This window comes from Cobetia sp. 5-25-4-2 (assembly GCF_013374075.1).
GTDB lineage: Bacteria > Pseudomonadota > Gammaproteobacteria > Pseudomonadales > Halomonadaceae > Cobetia > Cobetia marina.
In genome coordinates this window covers 163,019-187,334 of record NZ_BLWK01000004.1, presented here as the reverse complement: position 1 = coordinate 187,334, position 24,316 = coordinate 163,019, and the positions used below count along the sequence as shown (strand labels likewise).

Here is a 24,316-nt window from a genome sequence, read left to right as displayed (position 1 = left end):
TGAGGTGGCGGGTGTCGTCACATTCAGGGCCAAGAGATGATGGCACGGCAAGCATCGTGTCGATCACAGGCTGAACGTGCATATCGTCTTCGTTTTCTTCATTTGTCCTGACTGAGGTCGCCATGGCGCTTGAACGTCTGCAATTCCAGAACCTGCGTAACCTTGCGCCTGTCGATATCGCGCCGGGTCCGAGGGTCAACCTGGTGAGCGGCGCCAACGGCAGCGGGAAATCGAGCCTGCTGGAAGGTGTGCATGTGCTGGGACTGGCACGTTCCTTCCGCACTCACAAGCTGAAGCATGCCATCGCTCACGATACGCCCGGCATGACGCTGTTCGGTCGGTTGGCAGGGGATCCCCCTCGCCCGCTGGGAGTGCGCCGTGAGCAGGCTGCAGATGGCCTCGAGATGCGACTGGATGGAGAGAAGGTCGAGCGTGTGGCGCAGCTGGCGCAGGCGCTTCCCTTGCAGCTGATCAATCCGGATGCATTCCGGCTGCTGGAAGGCTCTCCATCGGCACGCCGCGAGTTTCTCGATTGGGGCGTGTTTCACGTGAAACATGATTTCTTCGATGTCTGGCAGCGGGTTCGCCGTGCGCTCAAACATCGGAACGCGTTACTCAGACATGGTAAGATGGACGTTCAGGCATTGAACGTCTGGGATCGTGAGTTTGCTCATTGGAGTGAGCGTCTCGATGCCCTGCGCATGGAATATATGCAAGCGTTGGCCCCCCTGTTTCAGGCAACTCTCGCTGAGCTGATCGAGCTGCCGGATCTCAGTCTGCGTTATCAACGTGGCTGGGATGCGAAGCGCTCTCTAGGAGAGGTGCTGGCAGCAGGGCGTGACAGCGATAGCCACATGGGGTTTACCCAGACCGGACCGCAGCGCGCTGATCTACGCATTCGTCTCGGGCGCCGCCCTGCGGTAGAGGTGCTGTCCCGTGGCCAGCAGAAATTGGTCGTCAGCGCACTCAAGCTGGCCCAGGGGCGGTTGCTTGAGGAAATGAACGGACGTACCTGTGTTTATCTGATCGACGACCTGCCGGCAGAACTGGATGGCGAACATCGCCGACTCTTCTGCCAGTTGCTGGCCAGCCTCGAGTGTCAGGTCTTCGTGACCTGTGTCGAACCCGAAGCATTGGATCGGGTCTGGCTGCCGGGCACGGATGTCAGGATGTTTCACGTGGAACACGGGCGACTGCACACGGAATGACTTCACGACGGAGAAGCCAATGAGCGAACAGGCTTACGACTCATCGAGCATCAAGGTCCTCAAGGGCCTGGATGCCGTACGCAAGCGCCCCGGGATGTACATCGGCGATACCGATGATGGCACGGGGCTGCATCACATGGTGTTCGAGCTGGTGGATAATTCCATCGACGAGGCGCTGGCAGGGCACTGTAGCGAAGTCCGCGTGGTCATCCACGCCGATGAGTCGGTCTCCGTCAGCGACAACGGCCGTGGCGTGCCGACCGAGATTCATGAGGAAGAGGGCGTCAGCGCAGCTGAGGTCATCATGACGGTGCTGCATGCTGGTGGTAAGTTCGATGACAATTCCTACAAGGTCTCCGGCGGCCTGCATGGCGTTGGCGTATCCGTCGTCAACGCGCTGTCCGAAGAGCTGAAGCTGACCATCTGGCGTCAGGGCAAGGTCCATGAGCAGATCTATCGTCACGGCGTGCCAGAGGCCCCGTTGGCAGTGGTCGGCAACACCGAGAAGTCCGGCACCCTGGTGCGCTTCAAGCCCTCACCGCTGACGTTCGGCAACATCGCGTTTCACTACGAGATTCTGGCCAAGCGTCTGCGGGAACTCTCCTTCCTGAATTCAGGTGTGGCGATTCGTCTGATCGACGAGCGTAGCGGCAAGGAAGAGCTCTTCCACTATGAGGGCGGTCTCAAGGCGTTCGTGGATCATCTCAACACCAACAAGGCAGCCTTGAATCCGGTGTTCCATTTTGAAATGGAGCGCGAGGACGGTATCGGTGTCGAGGTGGCGATGCAGTGGAATGATGCTTTCTCCGAGAACATCTTCTGCTACACCAACAATATCCCTCAGCGGGATGGCGGAACTCACCTGGCGGGCTTCCGTGCAGCCTTGACCCGTACCCTCAACAGCTACATCGAGGCGGAAGGGCTGCTCAAGAAGTCCAAGGTCGGCACCACCGGGGATGATGCCCGTGAAGGCCTGACCGCGATCATCTCGGTCAAGGTGCCGGATCCGAAGTTCTCCTCGCAGACCAAGGACAAGCTGGTGTCCTCCGAGGTCAAGACAGCGGTCGAGCAGGAAATGGGCCGTCTGTTCTCCGAGTACCTGATCGAGAAGCCCAACGAAGCCAAGGCCATCGTCAACAAGATGCTGGATGCGGCACGTGCGCGTGAAGCGGCCCGCAAGGCGCGTGACATGACGCGTCGCAAGGGCGCACTGGATATCGCGGGGCTGCCGGGCAAGCTGGCTGATTGCCAGGAGAAGGACCCGAGTCTTTCCGAACTGTATCTGGTCGAGGGTGATTCTGCCGGCGGTTCCGCCAAGCAGGGTCGTGATCGTCGTACCCAGGCGATCCTGCCGCTGAAGGGCAAGATTCTCAACGTCGAGAAGGCGCGCTTCGACAAGATGCTGTCATCTGCAGAAGTCGGCACGCTGATCACGGCGCTGGGCTGCGGTATTGGTCGGGAGGAGTTCAATCCTGACAAGCTGCGTTACCACTCCGTGATCATCATGACGGATGCTGACGTCGATGGTTCGCACATTCGTACGCTGCTGTTGACCTTCTTCTTCCGTCAGATGCCGGAGCTGATCGAGCGTGGTCATATCTTCATCGCGCAGCCACCGCTCTACAAGATCAAGCGTGGCAAGCACGAGCAGTATCTGAAGGATGAGCAGGCGCTTCAGGATTACCTGACAGCCACGGCGCTGGACGGCGGCAAGCTGCACGTCAATGCCGATGCGCCGGGTATCGCTGGCGCTCAGCTCGAAGCACTGGTCAATCAGTATCGCGGCGTGATGAAGCGTATCGATCGTCTGGCGCGCGTCTATCCGTCTGCTGTGCTGCGCAAGATCGTGCACGCCCCGCATCTGGATGAGTCGGCACTGAAGGATGAAGCCATGGTGCAGGGCTGGATCGATGGTCTCCAGAAGGAAATGGATGACCTGATCGCCTATGAGGGCGGCCCGCACTACAGCTTCAGCCTCAGCCATGACAGTGAGCGTAACCTCTATCTGCCGGCAGTCACACTGACGGCGCACGGTGTCAGCAGTGACTATCTGTGGGACGTCGATTTCTTCAAGTCCGCGGACTACCGTGAGATCAGCGAGCTGGGCTCCATGCTGGAAGGCTTGCTGGAGGCGGGCAGCTATGTCTCACGCGGTGAGCGCAAGAAGGAGGTCGTCACCTTCTACGAGGCACTTGACTGGCTGATGAAGGAAGCGGCGCGTGGCTTCAGCATCCAGCGCTACAAGGGGCTGGGAGAAATGAATCCGGACCAGCTGTGGGAAACCACCATGGATCCGGAATCACGCCGCATGCTGCGTGTGACGGTCGAAGACGCGATCGGTGCCGATCAGATGTTCAACACCCTGATGGGAGATGAGGTCGAGCCGCGTCGTGACTTTATCGAGCGCTTCGCCCTGGTGGCCAATCTCGACGTCTGATGTCGTGATCGTCGCCAGCTGAAAAAAAGCCCTGATCCTTGATCAGGGCTTTTTTGTGCCTTGCTGCCAGAGCTGGAGCGTGCAGAAGGCGGCACAAAGGAGAAATGAGAAAGGGAAGAGGGGGATGACAGAATGAGGCACGGGGCCGTCTCAGGCTGCCGGATCGCTTGTCAGCCATTCAGCGATACGCTCTGCCGTGACGGTTGCCGTCGCCAGCCCCAGATGATCCACGTCCTCGAGTATCGTGACGTGCGCGGCGGGATGTTGCGGCTGCAGGCATTCCTCGAGTCGGTCGGCGTGAAACGCCTCATCCTGATCACCGATCAATGCCAGCAAGGGCACGTGATGCCGTGACAGAGTCTCGAGATCTCGTTGGTAATGGCGAGGATTGAGGCCTGTCATCAAGCGCCAGGAGTAAGCGCTCGTGGTGTTGGCATCGCGATATTCAGCGGGAATGTTGAAGGTGAGTACCTCGAGATGATCCAGGCGATGGATGGACAGCCTGTTCAAGAGCATGCATGTCAGCATGCGTGCTATCCGCGGTTGTGCCCAGCGGGAATCGCGACGCATGTTGGGAGCGAGGTGATCCAGATAGGGAGCCAGCAGAATGACGCCAGCCAGCGGGATGCCGGCAAGCCCGTTTTCCAGAGCGGATGCCGCGAACCGCAGTGCCAGGCCGCCTCCCGCAGAGTGCCCGGCGATCCACAAGCTGGCGTCAGCGGGGAGGTCCAGTGAGCGGATCAGATCTTCAAGATCCTCCTCGAGCTGCAGCGGGTGATCGATATCGCCGCGCCGGGCAGGCGTCGGGCCATGGCCACGCAAGTCAGGCGTGTGGACGTGATACCCCTCAGTGGCCAGATGCGTTGCCAGTGAGGCGAGGTAGCGACTGTCAGCACTGGAACCATGCAGCAGGATGAGGTGTGTCGTGATCGCTGGAATGCGCGTCGGGTGGTAGTGACGACAGCCCAGGCTGCTGCCATCGCGACAGCGGGAGGGGACGAGTTCATTCGGTGCTGACCACGCTTCCTTGTCTGCCAGGAAAGTCGTGAAATCAAAGGCATGGCTGTTGGAATCGGGCATTCGCGTCACTCGCTCGGGATGTTGCGGCATGAAAAAAGCCCGCTATCTGATCAGGTCAGATAGCGGGCTTTTTCGTTCAAGGACCCGGCGCACTCGACAGGCTGATCAAGTCCGGTGCCTCAAGGCTTGGTGTTTCAAGGCTTGGTGTTTCAAGGCTTGGTGTTTCAAGACTTGGTGTCTCAAGACTCAATGCGCCTGATTGAGGAAGCCTTCGTCCAGCTTCAGCTCATCATTGCGATTGATGCCGATATCGCGTGACAGGATGTTGCTGGCGATCTGCTTGGCTTCTTCCAGAGAATGCATCTGTGCAGTACCGCACTGATAGACGTTGAGCTCCGGAATCTCTTCCTGGCGTGCGACGTTCAACACGTCCTGCATGGCGGCAGACCAGGCAGCGGCAACCCGGGCTTCGTCCGGCTCGCCGATCAGGCTCATGTAGAAGCCGGTACGGCAACCCATCGGCGAGATGTCGATGATCTCGACGCCATCACCATTGAGGTGCTCGCGCATGAAGCCGGCGAACAGATGTTCCAGCGTGTGAATGCCCTTCTCGGAGAGAATCTCTTCATTCGGTACGCAGAAACGTAGATCAAAGACAGTGATGTTGTCGCCCTTGGGGGTTCCCATCTTCTTGGCCACGCGCACGGCAGGGGCTTTCATGATGGTGTGGTCGACTGTGAAGCTATCCAGCAGTGGCATACGAGGCCTCCAGCATGAGGGAGTGAGATGGGCAGGCCGTTGCCTGCCCGGATTCATGTCTGAAGGGTAGCATATCGCCGCTATTGAATAGAGGGGCAAGCACATGCCGGCGCAGGGAGTGCGCGCGGCATGTGTGTCTCACAGATAGCTCTCGGCAGCGGCTTCACAGCTCACGCAGCGGCGCTGGGACTTTCCCGGCTCACCATCCGACATGGCATGGTTGAGCTCGCCATCCAGCAGGCGGTTGGTGAAGTCGGCCAGGTTGGCGACCACCAGCACGTCCTTGAGGCCCTCGCCATCGGCCAGTGTCTTCTGGCCCTTGCCGGTCATCACCAGCGCGGCGCGACAGCCGGCCTTCTGGCCAGCGACCAGATCGCGCAGACTGTCGCCCAGCATCCAGGCGCCTTCGAAGTCCGGAATCTGCAGAGCGTCCTGAATCTGGTGCAGCAGGCCGGGTTCCGGCTTGCGGCAATCGCAGCCATCATCCGGGCCATGCGGGCAGTAGGCGATGTGGGCGATATCGCCACCGGCTTCCTTCACCAGCTGCATCATCTTGGCGTGCATCTGGTCGAGTTCCCGGTGACCGAAGTGGCCGCGAGCGATGCCGGACTGATTGGTCGCGACGGCCACGGTATAGCCCGCTCGCGTCAGGCGAGCGATGGCCTGAATGGAGGTGGGGTATTCGATCCACTCCTCGGCATTCTTGACGAAGGCATCGGAGTCTTCATTGATGACACCATCACGGTCGAGCACGATCAGTTTTTGCATGGTCAACTCTTCACCTCAGGGCAGTCAGGGGCGTCAGCCGGGCTGCTTGTCAGGGGGTCGCCGCTTTGCCTGGGAAATTGTGAGCCAAGTCACAAGATGACGCTCGCACGGGGATTGGGCAAATGGCGCCGAGTGACCGAAGAGCGTGGGTGCGACAGGCTGTCACGCTTTTCGAACACTGTTTCTATACTGGATTCTAGTGCGACCTAGGTAGGGGATCAAGGCAGAATTTGTGACATCGCGGCCACATTGCGTGTAATCCTGTCACGCAATACGTCATTTCGAGGAGGCTGGATGCAAAAGAACCCCGCCGTGGCGGGGTTCTTTTGCAGAGACTGCCGTTTACCGATGTCGGGGACACCGTGGGCCGGCAGTCCTTATTGGGTCAGCAGGCTGATGTCGGCCACACCCATGAACAGGCCTTGCAGACTGGCCAGCATCGCCAGGCGATTGGCGCGCACGGCGGCATCGTCGGCGTTGACCATGACCTGATCGAAGAAGGCATCGACCGGCTCGCGCAGGCTGGCCAGCGTATCGAGGGCTTCCTGGTAGCGTGCCGCCGCGAACAGCGGTGCCACTTCCGCGCCACGTGCCTTGAGGGCCTCTGCCAGTGCCTGCTCGGCCGGCTCACTCAACAGGCTCGTGTCCACCTCGGTGCGGCCATCGTGCTCGGCCTTGGCGAGGATGTTGGAGACGCGCTTGTTGGCGGCTGCCAGAGCGGCGGCTTCCGGGCGTTCGCCGAAGGCGTGCACGGCACGCAGACGACGCGCGAAGTCCAGCGGGTTGCTGATCTTCAGGGTACGCACGGCCAGGTACAGTTCGGCACCCATGCCCTCGTCATTGGCCCAGGCGCGGAAGCGATCGAGCATGTACTCGAGCACGTCCTCGACCAGTCCTTCAGCCTTGGGCAGGTCACGATGCTGCTCGGCGCTGACGGTCAGCAGCTCGCGCAGGTCGAGGTCCAGTTCGCCCTTGATCAGGATGTTGAGTACCCCGATGGTGGCACGACGCAGCGCGAACGGGTCCTTGGCGCCGGTCGGACGCTGACCGATGCCGAAGATGCCGGTCAGGGTGTCGAGACGGTCGGCCAGGGCGATCGCCATGCCGGCCTTGGTCGCGGGAATCGCATCGCCGGCGAAGCGCGGCAGATACTGTTCTTCCAGCGCACGCGCGACGGTGGCATCTTCGCCATCGTGACGGGCGTAGTAGTGGCCCATGATGCCCTGCAGTTCCGGGAACTCCAGCACCATCTCGGTGACCAGGTCGGTCTTGGCCAGCTGTGCGGCGCGTGCGGCGTGCTCGACATCGGCACCGATGCGTTCCGCGATGTGGCGGGCCACGGCTTCGCTGCGACGGGCCTTGTCGGCCATGCTGCCCAGCTTCTGCTGGAAGACGACGCTCTCGAGCTTCTCGCGACGCGATTCCAGCGTGCTGCGCAGGTCGGTCTCGTAGAAGAAGGCGGCATCGCCCAGACGCGGACGAATCACCTTCTCGTTACCGGAGATGACCTGTTGCGGGTCCTTGCTCTCGATATTGGAGATGGTGATGAAGGCCGGCTTGAGCTTGCCGTCGTTGTCCAGCAGGTGGAAGTACTTCTGGTTGGCCTTCATGGAGGAGATCAGACACTCCGCCGGCACTTCCAGGAAGCGCTCATCGAAGGTGCCCGTCAGTGCGACCGGCCATTCCACGAGACCGTTGACCTCGTTGAGGAGGGCTTCCTCGATGACGGCATTGGCGCCATAGACTTCCGCCTCGGCCTGGACCTGTTCGCGGATGCGCTCACGGCGTACTTCACGGTTGGCCAGCACGCGGGCATCTTCCAGCGCGTCGAGGTAGTCCTCGGCGTGCGCCAGCGTGATGGCCTGCGGGGCATGGAAGCGATGACCGAAGGTGGTGCGGCCTGCCTCGAGGCCCAGCACGCTGGCCTCGATCACTTCGCTGCCGTACAGCGCGACCAGCCAATGCACCGGACGAGAGAATTCGATGCGTGAGGCACCCCAGCGCATGTTCTTCGGCACCGGCAGGCGGGCGACGACCTGTTCCAGCATGGCCGGCAGCAGGGCGGAAAGATGCTCGCCCGGCTGGGTATGACGATAGCCGAGCCAGGTGCCCTTGTCGGTTTCCAGCTCGATCAGATCACTGACCTCGACACCGCAGGAGCGAGCGAAGCCCTGCACGGCGCGGGTCGGCTCACCATCCTTGAAGGCCGCAGCCTTGGCCGGGCCACGCTTCTCGATCTCGCGGTCCGGTTGACGCTCGGCCAGCGACTCGATCATCACCGCCAGGCGACGTGGTGTGGCGTAGGCGCGGACCTGACCGAAGGCGACTTCGGCCTCACGCAGGCCATCGGCCAGGCCATTGGCCAGGCCGTCGGCGAGTGCATCGATGGCACCCGGCGGCAGTTCTTCGCAGCCCAGTTCGATCAGCAGGGTATTCACGGAGGTCATGCTGACGCGTCTCCCTCGGTAGTGGTGTCATCGGCGGCGAGCAGCTCGTCACGCAGTGCCTGTGGTGCCAGCGGGAAGCCAGCGGCCTTGCGCGAGTCGTAATAGGCGTGGGCCACGTCGCGGGCGAGGGTGCGCACGCGCAGGATGTAACGCTGACGCTCGGTGACGGAGATGGCGTGACGCGCATCCAGCAGGTTGAAGGTGTGGGAGGCCTTCAGCACCTGCTCATAGGCCGGCAGCGGCAGGTTGGCCGCCAGCAGCTTCTGACATTCGCTCTCGCAGTGATCGAAGGCAGCGAACAGCTCCGGCACGGCAGCGTGCTCGAAGTTGTAGGCGGACTGCTCCTTCTCGTTCTGCAGGAAGACATCGCCGTAGGTGACCACGGAGCCGTCCGGTGCGGTGGTCCAGATCAGGTCGTAGACGCTGTCCACGTCCTGCAGGTACATCGCGATGCGCTCGAGACCGTAGGTCAGCTCGCCGGTGACCGGGAAGCACTCGATGCCGCCTGCCTGCTGGAAGTAGGTGAACTGGGTCACTTCCATGCCGTTGAGCCACATTTCCCAGCCAAGTCCCCAGGCGCCCAGCGTCGGGGATTCCCAGTTGTCCTCGACGAAGCGGATGTCGTGGACCAGCGGGTCAATGCCCAGACGCTCCAGCGAGCCCAGATAGAGCTCCTGCAGGTTGGCCGGTGACGGCTTCATCACCACCTGGAACTGGTAGTAGTGCTGCAGGCGATTGGGATTTTCGCCGTAGCGGCCGTCGGTGGGACGGCGGGAAGGCTGCACATAGGCAGCGTTCCAGGTTTCAGGACCGATGGAGCGCAGGAAGGTCGCCGGGTGGAAAGTCCCCGCGCCAACCTCCATATCCAATGGCTGCAGGATGATGCAACCCTGTTCGGCCCAGTATTGCTGCAGGGCCAGAATCAGGCCCTGGAAGGTTTTCACGTCTGGCTGTGTCATTGGTGAAGCCCGTTGGCCCATGAATTCGAGAACTGCCAAGTATACAATCCCCGCTTATCGGGTTATAGGCCGCAGACGTAACCGAGTGCGTGCCATTTCCAAATTCTGATGCGTCGCGTCCCTGCACGCGCGTATTGCCTACAAGCCTCTGAGAGGCTCTGGGAGCTCAAATGATCGTCGTTACCGGAGGCGCCGGCTTCATCGGTGCCAATATCGTCAAGGCACTCAATGATCGCGGCCGTACCGATATCCTGGTGGTGGATGACCTGAGTGACGGCACCAAGTTCGTCAATCTGGCGGATCTGACCATTGCCGACTATCTCGACAAGGACGATTTCCTGATTCGCGTCCAGTCGAGCCTGATGGGTGAGTATGCCGAGCTGCCGAAGATCGAGGCGATCTTCCACGAGGGCGCCTGCTCCGATACCACCGAGTGGGACGGCCAGTTCATGCTCGAGAACAACTTCGAATACTCCAAGGTGCTGCTCAACTTCTGTGAGGCGAATCAGATTCCCTTCCTCTACGCGAGCTCCGCGGCGACCTACGGCGACAGCCAGGTCTTCAAGGAAACACCGGAGTTCGAAGGGCCGCTCAATGTCTACGGCTACTCCAAGCTGCTGTTTGACCAGCACGTGCGCCAGCGTTGGGACAGCCTGACCACCCAGGTGGTCGGCTTCCGCTATTTCAATGTCTATGGCCCGCGTGAGCAGCACAAGGGCAAGATGGCCAGCGTCGCCTACCACCATCACACCCAGGTGAAGGCGGGCGAGAACCCGAAACTGTTCGGCGCCTACGATGGCTATGAAGCCGGCATGCAGAGCCGTGACTTCGTCTACGTCGGTGATGTGGTCGACGTCAATCTGTGGTTCCTCGACCACCCGGAAGCCTCCGGCATCTTCAACCTGGGCACCGGCCGTGCCGAGCCGTTCAAGGCGATCGCCGAGACCGTCATCGAGTACTACGAGAAGGGCGAGATCGAGTACATCGACTTCCCGGAAAACCTCAAGGGCCGCTACCAGAGCTTCACGCGTGCCGACATCGGCAAGCTGCGCAAGGCCGGCTGCAACGTCGAGTTCAAGACCGTTGCCCAGGGCACCCGCGCCTATCTCGAATGGCTGAATCGCTGAGTCTGAGCACGTGTGGACTGAGCACGTGTGGACTGAGCACGTGTGGACTGAGGGTAAGCGCGTGTGGAATGAGCATGGGCGCCTGCATCGCAAGTGCGATGGGGCAGGGCAAGCGCATCCGCAAAGAGGGTTGGCCGTGAAGAGGAGCAAGGCATGAGTGAGCGCATTCTGGTGGTCGGGCCCAGCTGGGTCGGCGACATGGTGATGGCGCAGAGCCTGTTCATGACGTTGAAGCAGCGCTCGCCCGGCTGCCGGATCAGTGTGCTGGCGCCCGCCTGGTCGCAACCGATCATCGAGCGCATGCCTGAGGTCGAGGAAGCGCTGGCACTGCCGGCGGGGCATGGCGACTTCGCCCTCAAGGCGCGCTGGCGACTGGGGCGCTCGCTGCGCGGGCGTTTCGATCGCGCCATCGTGCTGCCGCGCTCCTGGAAGTCGGCGCTGGTGCCATTCTTCGCGCGTATTCCAGTGCGGGTCGGCTTCACCGGTGAGCAGCGCCACGGCCTGCTCACCGAGTGCCGCAAGCTCGACAAGTCGATCCTCGATCAGACCGTCAAGCGCTTCACCTCACTGGGCCTGCCGCTGGACGAGTCCAACCCGCCGCAGCGCATCCCCGAACCCTGTCTCGTCACCGACAGCGCCAATCAGCGGCGTCTGCGCGAGGAGCTGGGCCTGAGTGCGCCACCGGCCCCCATCATCGGCATGATGCCGGGCGCGGAATACGGGCCGGCCAAGCAGTGGCCACTGGCGCACTTTCGCGAGCTTGCCGAGTCACTGACGCAGGCCGGGGCGGAGGTGCGTATCTTTGGCGGTCCCAAGGATGTGGCGGCCGGTGAGGAGATTGCCCAGGGGCTGGCCGGCGTCCACAACCTGTGTGGCAAGACGCGACTGGCGGATGCGGTGGATCTGATCGCCGAGTGTCGGGAAGTGGTCAGCAATGATTCCGGCCTGATGCATGTGGCGGCCGCGGTAGGGGCCCGTATCCAGGGCATCTACGGCTCCTCGTCACCACATTACACGCCACCGCTGACGGCCAATCGCGAGATTCACTGGCTGGCGCTGGAGTGCTCACCGTGTTTCAAGCGCGTCTGTCCGTTGGGGCATACCAACTGCCTGAATCACATCGCGCCTGAGCGATTGCTGACGGCGATCGCGCTGGATGAGGATGAGCGGTGAGCTTGCCGAAGAATCGTACGACGGATGATCTGATCCATCCGCGGATGCGCGGGGCCATGACGCGTGCACAGCGTATCGAGGCCTGGCGAGCCTGGTGTGAGCAGCACCTGGTACTGCCGTTCAGCCGGGCATGGCTGGCGCGCTGGTGCCGGCATCGCTCGCGCCATCGGGGGCTTGAGCAGCGTGGCTTGCCGCGACATGCCGTGGAAGACGTGATGGGACCAGAGGCGCTGACACTGTGGATCAATCCGCGTGAACTGGTGCGCGACGTCAACTTCGGGCGTGACAAGCGCAAGCGGCCTTCCTCCAACGCCTTCATCTGGGACGGCGACTGGGACCTGCGGCGTGGCGCCTTCCGCTTCGGCTCACGCTCGCGCCTGATGCGTGACCTGATCGAGCATGGTGATGACCTGACGGTGACCGAGCGTTATCAGCAGCTCAAGGCCTTGCTGGAGGCGGGCAAGCCCTGGGCATCGCCGCGTGATGGCCTGCTGATGGACAGTGAGGAACAGATTCTCGGTTACCTGCGCTGTTATCGCGGTTATCTGCAGGACATGGCCGCCAATGGCTTCCGCCAGGGCATCACCAAGGATGAGATGGGCGTCGCGGTGACGCGTGATGGCCGTCTGCTCAAGATCAATCGTGGCCTGCATCGCCTGGCGATGGCGCAGCAGGTGGGAGTGCCCCGCGTGCCTGTCGTCATCAAGGCGGTACATCGTGAGTTCTGGGACAAGGTGACCGCCGGTGCCGAAGGTGATGAGGCTCTGCGGCGTCTGCAGGCTGCGCTGCAAGAGTGTCGTCCCGAAAGCGAACCCGGCCCGCTGGACCCCAAGACCTATCCCGTGATGGGAGTGGATGAGGGGTGGCCGGATCTGCGTGGACTCGAGGATGCAAATTCCGGCAGTTGAGCCGATAACCTGTTGTTTATAAAAACTAAAAAAGCCCTGTTTCATCGTGATGTTTCACATGAAACAGGGCTTTTTCGTTCTCTCTGTTCGAGTGACAGTAGGTACTTGGGCGACAGGTGCCTGGGATAGATGTCTGAGGCGAAAAGCGGTCTAGCGTGCCAGTCGCTGATAAAGCCCCAGATAGGCCTCGCCCATGGCGCTGGGGGTGAAGCGAGTCAGATGCGCCCGCGCGCCCGCGACCAGCCGCTCCCGACGTGGTGCGTCATCGCCGAGTGCCACGATGGCGGCAGCCAGCGCGGGTGCATCGTCAGTGGGCACCAGCACGCCGGTGGCATCGTCATGCACGATATCGGGGATGCCATCCACCTCGCTTGCGATGATCGGTACGCCGTGGTCCATCACGTCGAGCAGGATCGAGCCAAGTCCTTCATTGCGTGACGGGAAGGCGAACAGATCGAAGGCTTCCAGATAGTCGCCGACATTGGTGTGGAAGCCCTCCCAGACAAGATTGTCCAGATCGGCGCTCTCCGCCTTGAAGGCGGCTTCATCCTCTCCCGCGCCCAGGCAGACGAACAGCAGCTGCGGGTGACTGTCGCGCAGCTGACGGGCCGCCTCGATCAGCACTCGCTGGCCCTTGTGGCGGTCCACCAGCGCGCCGACATGCCCGACGACGAAGCGACCCCCGGCGGGCGTATTGCCGAAGCGCTCCCGCAGTCTGCCCACGGCTGTCTCATCGCTGGGCAGGTGGGCGAGGGTGCTGGGAATCAGAGCCGTCTCCCCCCACTGGCGCTCACGCAGGTGTGACTCGATCACCGAGGAAATCGCCACCCGGCAGGCGGCGGCGCGATAGGTCAGACGATTGAACCACTTGTCCTTCACCGGCTGAGGCACCCGGCGGGTCAGCAGATAAGGCGTGCCGGTGAGGCGCTGATGCAGCCACGCCCAGTGCACGGCCTTGGCTTCGTGAGCATGCACGATATCGGCGCGAGGCTGACCGAGATGGCCCTTGAAGCGCCCGTGGATCTCGATCACGTCCACCGTGACGGCAAGCTCAAGCGCCGCCAGTTCGGTGATCAAGGGCGAGCCTTGCAGGCACACCAGCGACTGACGGATGGGCGTACCAGGCTCGCCGTTCTCTCCCGGGCTGGCGCGTCGCGCCAGGTCCGCGATCAGGTTGAGCGTCTGGCGCTCACCGCCGCGAAAGCCGCGGGCCAGATTGACGTGGCGCACGTGCAGCGGCCGAGACGAAGCTTGCGACGCCGCCTGCTCACAAGCAGAGGTCATGGTCACCATACCTTGTTGAAGTCTTCCGCCTCACGCACCTTGGCGTCGCGCTGGAATTCCAGCAGCTTGGCGTATTTCAGGTAGGCATTGACGCTGGCGGACAGCGCCACCGAGAAGCCATCGACGCCATCGCGGAAGCCGGCCTGGAAGACGAACTTGCGCATGAAGGCATTGCTGGCATGCAGGAAGGGCGTGAAGGCGTTGGCGCGTTTTCCCTTCTGATACATGATCTTGGCGGCTCGATTCGAGAAGCGGCCACTGGCCTTGACGAACAGCTCACCCAGATTGGCGAAGCTGTAATGCTCAAGGTCCGCATCCAGCTCGCAGGGGTGGCTGGCCTGAACGGAGCTGTGCTGGCGCGAATCGCGGAAGGCGAGCTTCTCGCGGTCATACAGGCGCAGGCAGTAATCGGGGTACCAGCCGGCATGTCGCACCCAGCGCGAGCCGATGAAGTTGCGACGGCGTAGCGCGAAGCCGTCGTGGGGCGTGCTGTCGAGTGCCAGTTCCCGTATGGCGCTGACGGCGCCGTCGGTCAGGCGTTCATCGGCGTCCAGTGACAGCACCCAGCGGTGGCTGGCATGGCTCGGTCCGACGTTCTTCTGCGGCCCGTCGCCCAGATAGGGCTGGTCGATCACCACGGCGCCCATGGCGCGCGCCAGCTCGCAGGTGGCATCCGTGGAGCCGGAATCGACCACGATCAGCTCATCGCAGACCTGGGCCAGCGAGCGCAGGCAATCCTCGATGTTGTGGGCTTCATTGAGAGTGATGACGCAGCCGGTGATGGGCACGGCGGTGCGCAGCTTGCCATCGGAAGGAGGGGCGGTCGGGGTGACGGCCGGGGCCTCGTCGCTCGGATTCATGACGGTCTCTGTCTTGAGAGCGCCTGGCTCACGTGTGTGACAGGCGCCGATGGGACGCAGTGGCAGGCGGGAATCGGATGATGCGCCTGCCGACGATTCATGTCGCTATCGTACACTGCATGGGCACCGATGCCTGCAGGGCGATACGCTGAAGCGTCAGGCGTGATAGGCGCTGCGAATGGCGGCCAGGCACGCCGCATGATGTGTCGGCGTGAAGCGCGCCAGCGAGCGCCCCAGGCGTGAGAGGTTGTTCTCGCGCCAGCGTGCGTCAGCGGGAGCCTCGTCATGCAGCTGGCAGCGATCGAGATCGATCACGTAGACGCGTCCGCCTTCATCGACCAGCAGGTTGCGTGCATTGAGATCGACATGCTCGAGCCCGGCGTCATGTACGGCGCGAATGGCGCGGCCTGTCGTCTCCAGCACTGTCAGCAGGGAATCGGGCAGCTCGGCCCCGGCAGGCAGGCGCTGTGCTTCGAGGGCGATCAGATCATCGGCGAAGGCGCGCGCGCCGGGAATCAGTACCGTGATCAGGGCGGCCTCGTAGCTCAGGCCATGCCGCCATACGCAGGCGCCGACAGGCTCTGGCACTGGCAGCCCCTGGCGATGCAGCGTTTCCGTCAGGCGTAGCTCGGCGAAGGCGCGGGTGCGCTCAAGGCCGGTGTAGAGGTAGCGCTGACGAGCGATCTTCGCGATCAGACCACCACGTCGATAGGGGCGCAGCGCCCAGCGTTGAGCCGGGGCGCCAGTGGCATGGACGGGGTGCAGCTCAGCGGGCAAACGACAGACATCGAGGAACAGACTCGCCCCGCGCCCCGGTGCTTCGCCGGTCACGGCGCCGTGTTCGCGCCAGAACGATGGCATGAACCAGTCCGGCGTCATTTGTGGCGCTGTTTCGCCATCATATAGAATGTGGGCATTCTCATTTCGGAAAACTGCCATCCGCATGAAGCATCCTCTCCCTGCCCAGCCCGCACATATCTGCGTGCTCCGGCTCTCCGCTCTCGGCGATGTCTGCAATCTTGTGCCAACGGTACGCGCCTTGCAGCGTCAGTGGCCTGAGGCCCGCATTACCTGGATCGTCGGCAAGGGGGAGCACAGTCTACTGTCCGGCCTGACCGGGGTCGAGTTCGTGGTCTACGACAAGTCCACCGGCCTTGCGGGCATGCGCGCCATCTGGCGTCAGCTCAAGGACACGCACTTCGATGTGCTGTTGCACATGCAGCAGGCGCTGCGGGCCAGCGCCCTGTCGTTGGGCCTCAAGGCCCGAGTGCGCATCGGTTACGACCGTGCGCGCGCCAAGGACTGGCAGTACCTCTTTACCTCCCATCAGCTGGCCCCGCGCGAGCGCGCTCACGTGCTGGAGTCGTTCATGGACTTCGCACGTGCCCTGGGTGTCGAGGACTGCCGGCTCGACTGGCGTCTCGATGTGCCGCCCGAGGCCTATGGTGAGGCGGCGCGCGTGACCGGTGAAGCGCCCTATCTGGTCATCAGTCCGTGTGCCAATCCGCGCCTGCGCAACTTCCGCAACTGGTCGGCCGAGGGCTATGCGGCGGTCGTCGATCATGCCTGGCAGCAATACGGCATCCGCAGCGTGATGACCGGCGGCGGCAGCCCGCAGGAACGCGAGATGGGCGCGCGCATCAAGGCGCTGGTCAGTGAAGGCGCGGTCATCGATGCCATCGGTGGTACCTCGCTCAAGGGCCTGCTGGCGCTGATCGATCGCGCCGTCGCGGTGATCGCGCCGGACTCCGGCCCCGTGCATATGGGCAATGCGCTCAATACACCGGTGATCGGCCTGTACGCCACCACCAACCCCGAGCGTGCGGCGCCCTATTGCTGGCAGCATCTGGTGGTCAATCGCTATCCGGATGCGGTGGAAACCTATCTGCACAAGCAGATGGACGAGATCCACTGGGGCCAGCGCGTACGCCATCAGGACGCCATGAGCCTGATCCGCGCCGAGGATGTCATCGCGCGCCTCGCTGAGCTGCTGGCGGACACCGATGGCGTCATTCGCGGCCAGAGTTGCGAACGACTGCCGGTCGCGGCTGTCTCGTCTACTGACACCTCTTCTTCTGAATTTCCCTCTGCACGCGGAGACGCCTGATGAAGCTTGATCTGACTGCGCTTGAACAGGCTCGCCTGCTGGTCGTGGGTGATGTGATGCTCGACCGCTACTGGCACGGTGGCACCTCACGCATCTCGCCGGAAGCCCCGGTGCCGGTGGTGCGCGTCGGCGAGAGTGAAGACCGCCCGGGCGGTGCCGCCAACGTCGCGCTCAACATCGCATCGCTCGGTGCGCATGCCACTCTCGCCGGTGTGGTCGGTCAGGATGACAACGCCGCCATCCTGACCCGCGCACTGGAAAACGCCAATGTCATCACGCGCTTCCAGGCCAGTGACAGCGTGCCGACCATCACCAAGCTGCGCGTGATGAGCCGCAATCAGCAGCTGCTGCGCCTTGATTTCGAGGAGCCGCTGCACGAGGTGGATACCAGCGCGCTGGTGCACCATGTCGAGGCCGAGCTGGGGGCCAGCGGCGTGATGATTCTCTCCGACTACGGCAAGGGCTCGCTGAATCAGGTCGAGGTGCTGATCGCCGCGGCGCGCGCGGCGGGCAAGCGTGTGCTGGTGGACCCCAAGGGCAGTGATTTCTCGCGCTATCGTGGCGCCAGCATCATCACGCCCAATCTGACCGAATTCGAGACCATCGTCGGGCCATGCCGCAGCGATGAGGAACTGGCCGAGAAGGGTGAGGCGCTGCGTGCCGAGCTCGAGCTGGAAGCTCTGCTGGTGACGCGTAGCGAGAAGGGCATGACCCTGATCCGCGAGGGCCATCAGCCGCTGCATCTGCCGACGCATGCGCGTGAGGTCTATGACGTCACCGGTGCCGGTGACACCGTGATCGGCGTGCTGGGTCTGGCGCTGGCGGCTGGCCATGCCTTCCCGGAGGCCGTGATGCTGGCCAATCTGGCCGCAGGCCTCGTCGTCGCCAAGCCGGGCACCGCGACCCTGTCGGTCGCGGAGCTCTACACCGCACTGCATGGTGACAAGCTGGCGGAATTCGGCGTGATCCAGGAGTCCGCGCTCATCCCGGCAGTGAAGGCCGCTCAGGCACGCGGCGAGCGCGTGGTGATGACCAATGGCTGCTTCGACATCCTGCATGCCGGTCATGTGGCCTACCTGCAGGAGGCGGCACGTCAGGGCGACCGTCTGATCGTGGCGGTCAATGACGATGCCTCGGTGGCACGCCTCAAGGGGCCGACGCGTCCGATCAACCCGGTACTGCGTCGCATGCAGGTGCTGGCGGGCCTCGGCGCGGTCGCCTGGGTCGTGCCCTTCAGCGAAGACACCCCGGCACGCCTGATCGAGGCCGTGCTGCCGGATGTGCTGGTCAAGGGCGGTGACTATCGTCCCGAAGAGATCGCCGGGGGCGAGGCGGTGATCGCCAACGGTGGCGAGGTGCGTGTGCTCGGTTTCGAGGATGGCGTCTCCACCACGGCGATGATCGCCACCATTCTCGATCGCGAGGACTAGGCGTGAGCCTTGCCCGTGGCCTCTACAGCACCGCACTGACCCTGCTGTCTCCCCTCATCTGGCAGCGGGTCTGGCGCGAGCACGATGATCGGCACTCGCGCCTGGAGCGGCTGGGCATCCTCCCTGCCACGCCTGCCGCCGCGCCGGACCGCGAGCGTCCCATCTGGCTGCATGCGGCCTCGTTGGGCGAGATGGTCATGATGGCCAGCGCCATCGAGGCGCTGCGGCGCCGCTATCCCTTCCGCCCGCTGATCGTGACCACCATGACCGCGACGGGGGCTGCCCAGGCGGCGCGTCTGCTGCATACCCCGGAAGGCTCGTCAGAACTTGCCCCTGCGCGGCATCATTATCTGCCACTGGACTTTCCCTGCAGCGCACGTCGCTTCGTGTCTCGCCTGCGGCCGGCCCTGGTCGTGCTGGTGGAAACCGAGCTGTGGCCGAATCTGATCGCAAGTTGTGCGGGCCAGAGGATACCCGTGAGCGTGGTCAATGCGCGGCTGTCACCGCGCGCCTTCACTCGCTACCGCAAGGTCGGGGCCTTGATGCGCGAGACGTTGTCGCAGGTGAGCGCGCTGACGGCCAAGGCGCCGGAAGATCTCGAGCGTTTCATCGCGCTTGGGCTTCCTGCGGCTCGGGGGAAGACGGTCGGTTCACTCAAGTTCGAGCTCGAGATATCGCCACAGGCCGTCGCGGCAGGCAAGGGACTGCGCGAGCAGTTCCAGGGGCGGCGGGTGTGGATCGCCGCCTCGACACACGAGGGGGAAGATGCCCTGATGCTGGACGCCCACGCAGCCGTGCGTGCTCGGCATCCTGATGCCTTGCTGCTGCTGGTGCCGCGCCATCCGCAACGCTTCGAGACGGTCGCCGCACAGAGTGCGAGCTGGTGTGAGTCACGCGGGGAAACCTGCCTGCGTCGCAGCCACATGCATGCGGAAAGCCGCCTCGAGCAGAGCCGTCTGTCGGTGCTGGTCGGCGATAGCCTGGGCGAGCTGCTCGCCCTGTATGCGGCGAGCGATGTCGCCTTCATCGGCGGCAGCCTGGTGCCCATCGGCGGGCATAATCTGCTCGAACCGGCCGCGCTTGGGCTGCCACTGTTGAGTGGCCCATCGCTTGAGAACTTCAGTGAGATCGCCGAGGTAATGACGGCGGAAGGAGCTCTGCAGGTCGTCGATGATGCCGAGGCGCTGGCCGAGGCCGTCAACACCCTGCTGGAAGATGAATCGCAGCGCCAACGGGCAGGGCAGGCGGCGCGTGAACGGGTAGCCCGCAATCGCGGGGCGCTGGCAGGGACACTGCAGCAGCTGGAAGACCTGTTGCCGAGCTGAGCCGACGAGAGACGGAGGTGAGCTCGCCATGCCGATTTCGGTCGTGGGGGATGCACGCCACTGGGGCATCAATGGGAAGATCATGCGCAGAAACGCCGCACCATCGTGCGGCGTTTCTGCGTATGGACCTCGCGTGGGGCGAGGTCAGCGCTCACTCACCGAAGCGCAGGCCCTGTCTCAGCACTCGATGAGCTGCGCCGTCACGCCCATGTCGGCATCCAGACCCTCCAGGCAATCGCGCGCTGCGGCGCTGGCATTGCTGATCACCACATCGAAGCTTTCCAGTGGCGCGATGAAGGCCGGGCGTACCATCTCGAACTTGCGGGCATCGATGATCAGGAAGCGCTGCATGGCGCTTTCCAGCGCGGCCTGCTTGGCCGCCACCTCATGAAAGTGGAAGCAGCTGACGCCGCGCTCGGCGTGCACGCCACCGGCCGAGAGAAATGCCTTGTTGATGCCCAGACGGCGAATGGCTTCCGGCATGTCGGTGGCGGTAAAGGACTGGGTGGCCGGATGAAACAGTCCGCCCAGCATGACCAGTCGCACGCCGGGCAGGTGGCCGACGGCATTGGCGACATTCAGGGCGCAGGTCACCAGGGTCAGTGTCATCTGACGATCCAGTGCCGCGGCCAGGTGGACCAGGGTCGTCCCGCAATCCACGTACAGGGTATCGCCGTCCTCGATGTGACTGGCCAGTCGCTGGCACAACGCTTGCTTGATAGGAGCGCTGGCATCGATCTCGCGGTCGAGACGATAGACGCTGCTGGCGGAAGATTCCGCCAGCAGCAGGCGTCCCCCCAGTATCTCCAACAGCCCGTTGCTGTGAGTGACATCACGACGAATCGTCATCTCGGACACGCCGCAGAGCTGCGCGGCGTCGCTGAGCTGCAGTGGGCTGCCCTCGCGCAGGATGGCCTGCAAGCGGTCAAGGCGTGCAGCGCTTTGGTTGTTCATGCGGCAGGGTCCTTTTTTGCCGATGGCGGTGAGAAAGCGTTGGAGAAGCCAACATGCCCTCGGGTCATGGTGTGATGATAACTCACTGACTGGCAGGGATAACTTTTCTCGCGTGAGAGATCCGCGCGGGCGTTGCAGGAAAGCAAGGCCCGAATCGCTCAAGCGTTTGCATTGACTCCTTGGTCAGTTTGTGACTCTTTTAACATGCTGAGAAAAAATCATAACACCGTGTCCCGTTGAGAATCGCGGCGACATCGCGCACAAGCGCATTCCATAACAAGCACAAGAACACATCAGGACCTTCCCAATGAATCCCCTCATGAGTCTGGTCGGGATGGCATCGCTCATCCTCATCGCCGTGGCGTTGTCATCGAATCGACGCGCCATCCGCCTGCGCACCGTCGGGGGCGCCTTTGCCATCCAGTTGGCCATCGGTGCCTTCGTGCTCTACACCTCCTTCGGCCAGGGTGTGCTGGCCGGTGTCTCAGGCGCCGTCAGTCAGGTCGTCAATTATGCCGATCAAGGCATCAGCTTCCTGTTCGGCAGTCTGGCCAATCCGGGCAGCGGTGTCGGCTTCATCTTCGCCATCAAGGTGCTGCCGATCATCATCTTCTTCTCGTCGCTGATCGCGGTGCTCTACTACCTCGGCATCATGCAGTGGGTGATTCGCCTGCTGGGGGGCGGCCTGCAGCGCGTGCTGGGAACGTCGCGCACGGAATCCCTCTCCGCGACCGCCAACATCTTCGTCGGACAGACGGAGGCACCGCTGGTGGTCAAGCCCTATCTGGCGAGCATGACGCGTTCCGAGCTGTTCGCCGTGATGTGTGGTGGTCTGGCATCCGTCGCCGGCTCCGTACTGGGTGGCTACGCGGCGCTGGGCATCCCGATGGAGTATCTGGTGGCGGCGTCCTTCATGGCAGCGCCCGGCGGCTTGCTGTTTGCCAAGCTTCTGTTCCCGGAGACTGACAAGCCGGATGACTCGATCGCCGTGGCGGATGCCTCGCTCAAGGATGACGACGCACCGTCCAACGTGCTGGACGCTGCGGCATCCGGTGCGTCTTCCGGCCTGAAACTGGCCGCCAATGTCGGCGCGATGCTGCTGGCCTTCATCGCCTTGATCGGGCTGATCAACGGCATTCTCGGTGGTGTCGGCGGCTGGTTCGGCATGGACACACTGAGTCTCGACATGATTCTCGGCTGGCTCTTCGCGCCGTTGGCCTTCCTGTTGGGCGTGCCATGGAGCGAGGCGACGCTGGCGGGGTCCTTCATCGGTCAGAAGCTGGTGGTGAACGAGTTCGTCGCCTACATCAATCTGGCGCCCTACCTGAGTGGCGACAGTCTCGTGGCCGCCACGGGTGCGGTGATGACGCCCTACACCATGGCTGTGCTGTCCTTCGCGCTGTGCGGCTTCGCCAACCTGTCGTCCATCGCCATTCTGCTCGGCGGGTTGGGCAGCCTGGCCCCGACGCGCCGGCATGAGATCGCCAGTCTGGGTCTCAAGGCGGTACTGGCCGGTACGCTTTCCAATCTGATGTCGGCAGCGATCGCCGGCTTCTTCCTGGCGCTGGCAGCCTGATCGGGATGTCGCCCATCTCACAGTGGATGGGCGATTCGAAGAGGTGTCGCCTTCGGTGTGTAAATGTTCACAAACCGGCCGTTGGTGACAGGGAAATCCGCCAAACGTCGCCCTATCGTTTTTGCGAGGAAGTGCTAACATCGCGCCCTTTGCAAATCCGGCGCAGCCCGACGACGAAGCGGGCGGCATGGGGCGACGCTGATGGCAGACGTCGTTCATGACGGGCAATAACCACAACAATTCAGAACAGTTGATTACTCAAGACAGGATCATTTCGCGATGACTATGCTCAAGACCGTCGCGGCCAGTGCACTGGCCGCCACTACCCTCCTGACGGCTGCCGCGCCAGCCCAGGCCACCGATTTCAATGGCGACATCCACGCCAATGACTACAAGTGGCTGACCTTCAATCTGATGCGCAGCGAGGACAACCGTCTGCCGTTCCGCAACAGTGAAGATACCTATCTGGAAATGGAATTCGGTGGCCGTTCGGGCATCGTCGATCTCTACGGCTATGTCGATTTCTTCGACATCTTCGATGACAGCTCGGATGACCTCAATGGCGGCGACAACTTCTTCGCCAAGCTGGCCCCGCGCTTCTCGCTGGACGCCATGACCGGTCACGACCTGTCCTTCGGCCCGGTGGACGAGCTTTACATCGCCACCGTCACCAACATCGGTGACAACGGCGCATTCGGCGGTCTGTGGGAGCACTATGTCGGTCTGGGCAGCGATGTGCAGGTGCCATGGTTCGGCAAGATGGGCTTCAACCTCTACGCCCGCTACGTGCGTGAGAACTACGGCGGTGAAGACGAGAGCAAGTGGGACGGCTACATGGCGTCCACCAACTGGTTCAAGCCGTTCGTCAACTTCGAGGACGGTAGCTTCATCGCCTATCAGGGCTATCTGGACTACAAGTTCGATGCCGATGAAGTGGGCAGCCAGGACGGTCGCAGCATCAACAGCATGGAGTGGTTCAACGGCATCTACTACCACACCCAGCGTTTCGCGGTGGGTTACGGCCTGAAGTACTACAACAACATGGCGTTCTTCACCGATGGCTCCACCGCCACTGGCGTGCGTCAGGACACCACCGGCTTCGGCAACTACTTCAGCATCAACTACAAGTTCTGATCACCGCTTCGCTCTCGATGAGCGACCGGCGCGCAAACAGAAACGGGAAGCCCCTCAGGGCTTCCCGTTTTTCGTCTGGCTGCTCTGGCGTCTGACACCTGGAAGCTGACACCTGGTGATCAGCGGAACTCGACCTCGCTGACTTCTACGCGCACCAGCTGGCGGGACCAGCTGCCGTCCGGCAGGGCGATGCGCACGCTGCGTCCCTCACGGGTCTGGCCGGGGCGCAGGTAGGTCTCGGGCAGCCGATACTCGCCGACCCACAGCGGCGCCTCGCGCGTCGCCAGCAGACGGCCATCGTCGCCATAAAGACGCAGTCTTGCCCGGGTGGCGATGACGTTCTGCCCGGCGGTGTTCTGGATCTCGAAGCGCAGCACGGCGTCGCCATCGTCGATGTCCACGGCGGTCAGTCGTGCGACGACCCCATCACGATGTCCCTCGCTCAGCAGCGTCGGATTGGCCAGTGCGCTGGCATTGAGGCGTGCCTGGGCCGGAGCCGGAGCCGGGGCAGAGACGTTGGCGCGGGCCGGCACTGGTTGCCCTGCATCGCCAGCGGCAGGTGTATTCGCGGGTACCACCGGCAGGGCGGACGAGGTGGGTATCGTCGCGCTGCCGAGCGTCGAGCGTGGGCTCTGCTCGTCGGAGACTTCCAGCAGATACTCCCAGCTGTGGTCCGGCTTGAGCAGCACCTTGACGCCATTATCCAGCGTGATGGTCGTCGGAGAGCTGATCGGCAGGCTGTCTGCCATCAGCACCGGGCTGAGCAGTGCAGCGGCCAGAAGCGACAGGCCTCGGGTGCCAAGGTGGCGCGTGATTTTCCATGTCATCAGGCGAGCCTCC

20 protein-coding genes are annotated in these 24,316 nt (G+C 62.9%); 10 read left to right on the top strand and 10 right to left on the bottom strand.

The window, feature by feature from the left end; genetic code table 11:
* The first annotated feature begins 122 nt into the window (after positions 1-122).
* Both recF and gyrB read left to right on the top strand, forming a co-directional pair.
* Positions 123-1,208, top strand: a complete 1,086-nt coding sequence (gene recF, locus HXS65_RS10515; RefSeq protein WP_077379734.1) for a DNA replication/repair protein RecF — start codon at positions 123-125, stop codon at positions 1,206-1,208.
* Positions 1,209-1,227: 19 nt separating this feature from the next.
* Positions 1,228-3,645, top strand: coding sequence for a DNA topoisomerase (ATP-hydrolyzing) subunit B (gene gyrB / locus HXS65_RS10510; protein ID WP_084209549.1), 2,418 nt, complete (start codon positions 1,228-1,230; stop codon positions 3,643-3,645).
* Positions 3,646-3,795: 150 nt separating this feature from the next.
* On the opposite strand, the gene HXS65_RS10505 is transcribed toward gyrB, so the two are convergent.
* The 5 genes from HXS65_RS10505 to glyQ form a co-directional block, all read right to left on the bottom strand.
* Positions 3,796-4,725, bottom strand: coding sequence for an alpha/beta hydrolase (locus HXS65_RS10505; RefSeq protein ID WP_176493827.1), 930 nt, complete (start codon positions 4,723-4,725; stop codon positions 3,796-3,798).
* Between the two features lie 186 nt (positions 4,726-4,911).
* Positions 4,912-5,424: an S-ribosylhomocysteine lyase gene (gene luxS / locus HXS65_RS10500; protein WP_077379728.1), complete on the bottom strand. Its 513-nt coding sequence runs from the start codon at positions 5,422-5,424 to the stop codon at positions 4,912-4,914.
* A gap of 138 nt (positions 5,425-5,562) precedes the next feature.
* Positions 5,563-6,192 carry a D-glycero-beta-D-manno-heptose 1,7-bisphosphate 7-phosphatase gene (gene gmhB / locus HXS65_RS10495; protein WP_077379725.1) on the bottom strand — a complete coding sequence of 210 codons (630 nt, stop codon included), beginning with the start codon at positions 6,190-6,192 and terminating at the stop codon, positions 5,563-5,565.
* A gap of 377 nt (positions 6,193-6,569) precedes the next feature.
* Positions 6,570-8,639: a glycine--tRNA ligase subunit beta gene (gene glyS / locus HXS65_RS10490; protein WP_077379723.1), complete on the bottom strand. Its 2,070-nt coding sequence runs from the start codon at positions 8,637-8,639 to the stop codon at positions 6,570-6,572.
* Complete coding sequence (gene glyQ, locus HXS65_RS10485; protein ID WP_103751491.1) at positions 8,636-9,598, bottom strand: glycine--tRNA ligase subunit alpha; 963 nt, start codon at positions 9,596-9,598, stop codon at positions 8,636-8,638. Before glyQ ends, glyS begins: the two co-directional genes overlap by 4 nt.
* 170 nt (positions 9,599-9,768) lie before the next feature.
* Between glyQ and rfaD the strand changes: the two genes are divergently transcribed.
* From rfaD to HXS65_RS10470, 3 genes are all read left to right on the top strand, one after another.
* Positions 9,769-10,725: an ADP-glyceromanno-heptose 6-epimerase gene (rfaD, locus tag HXS65_RS10480; protein ID WP_077379721.1), complete on the top strand. Its 957-nt coding sequence runs from the start codon at positions 9,769-9,771 to the stop codon at positions 10,723-10,725.
* A 153-nt stretch (positions 10,726-10,878) separates the two neighbouring features.
* Entirely contained in the window at positions 10,879-11,898 is a 1,020-nt protein-coding gene (waaF, locus tag HXS65_RS10475) for a lipopolysaccharide heptosyltransferase II (protein ID WP_176493826.1), read from the top strand.
* Between the two features lie 2 nt (positions 11,899-11,900).
* Positions 11,901-12,806: a hypothetical protein gene (locus HXS65_RS10470; protein WP_176493825.1), complete on the top strand. Its 906-nt coding sequence runs from the start codon at positions 11,901-11,903 to the stop codon at positions 12,804-12,806.
* A gap of 150 nt (positions 12,807-12,956) precedes the next feature.
* Here the strand turns inward: HXS65_RS10470 and HXS65_RS10465 are convergent, their stop codons facing one another.
* The 3 genes from HXS65_RS10465 to HXS65_RS10455 form a co-directional block, all read right to left on the bottom strand.
* Complete coding sequence (locus tag HXS65_RS10465; RefSeq protein ID WP_176493824.1) at positions 12,957-14,090, bottom strand: glycosyltransferase family 4 protein; 1,134 nt, start codon at positions 14,088-14,090, stop codon at positions 12,957-12,959.
* Positions 14,091-14,092: 2 nt separating this feature from the next.
* On the bottom strand, positions 14,093-14,950 hold the full coding sequence (locus HXS65_RS10460) for a glycosyltransferase family 2 protein (RefSeq protein WP_136939488.1): 858 nt from the start codon (positions 14,948-14,950) through the stop codon (positions 14,093-14,095).
* Positions 14,951-15,106: 156 nt separating this feature from the next.
* On the bottom strand, positions 15,107-15,889 hold the full coding sequence (locus HXS65_RS10455; protein WP_308483180.1) for a 3-deoxy-D-manno-octulosonic acid kinase: 783 nt from the start codon (positions 15,887-15,889) through the stop codon (positions 15,107-15,109).
* A gap of 4 nt (positions 15,890-15,893) precedes the next feature.
* Here HXS65_RS10455 and HXS65_RS10450 point away from each other — a divergent pair, with 4 nt between their 5' ends.
* From HXS65_RS10450 to waaA, 3 genes are read left to right on the top strand one after another with little or no spacing between them, the layout of a single operon-like run.
* On the top strand, positions 15,894-17,057 hold the full coding sequence (locus HXS65_RS10450; RefSeq protein WP_077379708.1) for a glycosyltransferase family 9 protein: 1,164 nt from the start codon (positions 15,894-15,896) through the stop codon (positions 17,055-17,057).
* Entirely contained in the window at positions 17,057-18,487 is a 1,431-nt protein-coding gene (gene hldE, locus HXS65_RS10445) for a bifunctional D-glycero-beta-D-manno-heptose-7-phosphate kinase/D-glycero-beta-D-manno-heptose 1-phosphate adenylyltransferase HldE (protein WP_176493822.1), read from the top strand. Before HXS65_RS10450 ends, hldE begins: the two co-directional genes overlap by 1 nt.
* 2 nt (positions 18,488-18,489) lie before the next feature.
* The gene (gene waaA / locus HXS65_RS10440; protein WP_176493821.1) at positions 18,490-19,812 is read left to right on the top strand and encodes a lipid IV(A) 3-deoxy-D-manno-octulosonic acid transferase; all 1,323 of its coding nucleotides are present in this window, start codon (positions 18,490-18,492) and stop codon (positions 19,810-19,812) included.
* 177 nt (positions 19,813-19,989) lie between these two features.
* Here the strand turns inward: waaA and HXS65_RS10435 are convergent, their stop codons facing one another.
* Entirely contained in the window at positions 19,990-20,766 is a 777-nt protein-coding gene (locus HXS65_RS10435) for a DeoR/GlpR family DNA-binding transcription regulator (protein ID WP_077379702.1), read from the bottom strand.
* A gap of 307 nt (positions 20,767-21,073) precedes the next feature.
* On the opposite strand from HXS65_RS10435, the gene HXS65_RS10430 reads away from it, so the two are divergent.
* Both HXS65_RS10430 and HXS65_RS10425 read left to right on the top strand, forming a co-directional pair.
* Complete coding sequence (locus tag HXS65_RS10430) at positions 21,074-22,342, top strand: NupC/NupG family nucleoside CNT transporter (RefSeq protein ID WP_077379699.1); 1,269 nt, start codon at positions 21,074-21,076, stop codon at positions 22,340-22,342.
* Between the two features lie 279 nt (positions 22,343-22,621).
* Entirely contained in the window at positions 22,622-23,476 is an 855-nt protein-coding gene (locus HXS65_RS10425; RefSeq protein WP_077379697.1) for an outer membrane protein OmpK, read from the top strand.
* 119 nt (positions 23,477-23,595) lie between these two features.
* On the opposite strand, the gene HXS65_RS10420 is transcribed toward HXS65_RS10425, so the two are convergent.
* Positions 23,596-24,303 carry a DUF3157 family protein gene (locus HXS65_RS10420; RefSeq protein WP_170877494.1) on the bottom strand — a complete coding sequence of 236 codons (708 nt, stop codon included), beginning with the start codon at positions 24,301-24,303 and terminating at the stop codon, positions 23,596-23,598.
* Positions 24,304-24,316 lie beyond the last annotated feature (13 nt).

What these genes read in the sequence shown, in the direction of transcription:
- HXS65_RS10460 (WP_136939488.1), bottom strand. Translation starts at nt 14,950, where the DNA reads ATGAATCCGAGCGACGAGGCCCCGGCCGTCACCCCGACCGCCCCTCCT.
- rfaD (WP_077379721.1), top strand. Translation starts at nt 9,769, where the DNA reads ATGATCGTCGTTACCGGAGGCGCCGGCTTCATCGGTGCCAATATCGTC.
- luxS (WP_077379728.1), bottom strand. Translation starts at nt 5,424, where the DNA reads ATGCCACTGCTGGATAGCTTCACAGTCGACCACACCATCATGAAAGCC.
- glyQ (WP_103751491.1), bottom strand. Translation starts at nt 9,598, where the DNA reads ATGACACAGCCAGACGTGAAAACCTTCCAGGGCCTGATTCTGGCCCTG.
- gyrB (WP_084209549.1), top strand. Translation starts at nt 1,228, where the DNA reads ATGAGCGAACAGGCTTACGACTCATCGAGCATCAAGGTCCTCAAGGGC.
- hldE (WP_176493822.1), top strand. Translation starts at nt 17,057, where the DNA reads ATGAAGCTTGATCTGACTGCGCTTGAACAGGCTCGCCTGCTGGTCGTG.
- HXS65_RS10435 (WP_077379702.1), bottom strand. Translation starts at nt 20,766, where the DNA reads ATGAACAACCAAAGCGCTGCACGCCTTGACCGCTTGCAGGCCATCCTG.
- HXS65_RS10455 (WP_308483180.1), bottom strand. Translation starts at nt 15,889, where the DNA reads ATGGCAGTTTTCCGAAATGAGAATGCCCACATTCTATATGATGGCGAA.
- HXS65_RS10430 (WP_077379699.1), top strand. Translation starts at nt 21,074, where the DNA reads ATGAATCCCCTCATGAGTCTGGTCGGGATGGCATCGCTCATCCTCATC.
- gmhB (WP_077379725.1), bottom strand. Translation starts at nt 6,192, where the DNA reads ATGCAAAAACTGATCGTGCTCGACCGTGATGGTGTCATCAATGAAGAC.
- HXS65_RS10450 (WP_077379708.1), top strand. Translation starts at nt 15,894, where the DNA reads ATGAAGCATCCTCTCCCTGCCCAGCCCGCACATATCTGCGTGCTCCGG.
- HXS65_RS10505 (WP_176493827.1), bottom strand. Translation starts at nt 4,725, where the DNA reads ATGCCCGATTCCAACAGCCATGCCTTTGATTTCACGACTTTCCTGGCA.
- HXS65_RS10420 (WP_170877494.1), bottom strand. Translation starts at nt 24,303, where the DNA reads ATGACATGGAAAATCACGCGCCACCTTGGCACCCGAGGCCTGTCGCTT.
- glyS (WP_077379723.1), bottom strand. Translation starts at nt 8,639, where the DNA reads ATGACCTCCGTGAATACCCTGCTGATCGAACTGGGCTGCGAAGAACTG.
- waaF (WP_176493826.1), top strand. Translation starts at nt 10,879, where the DNA reads ATGAGTGAGCGCATTCTGGTGGTCGGGCCCAGCTGGGTCGGCGACATG.
- HXS65_RS10425 (WP_077379697.1), top strand. Translation starts at nt 22,622, where the DNA reads ATGACTATGCTCAAGACCGTCGCGGCCAGTGCACTGGCCGCCACTACC.
- recF (WP_077379734.1), top strand. Translation starts at nt 123, where the DNA reads ATGGCGCTTGAACGTCTGCAATTCCAGAACCTGCGTAACCTTGCGCCT.
- HXS65_RS10465 (WP_176493824.1), bottom strand. Translation starts at nt 14,090, where the DNA reads ATGACCTCTGCTTGTGAGCAGGCGGCGTCGCAAGCTTCGTCTCGGCCG.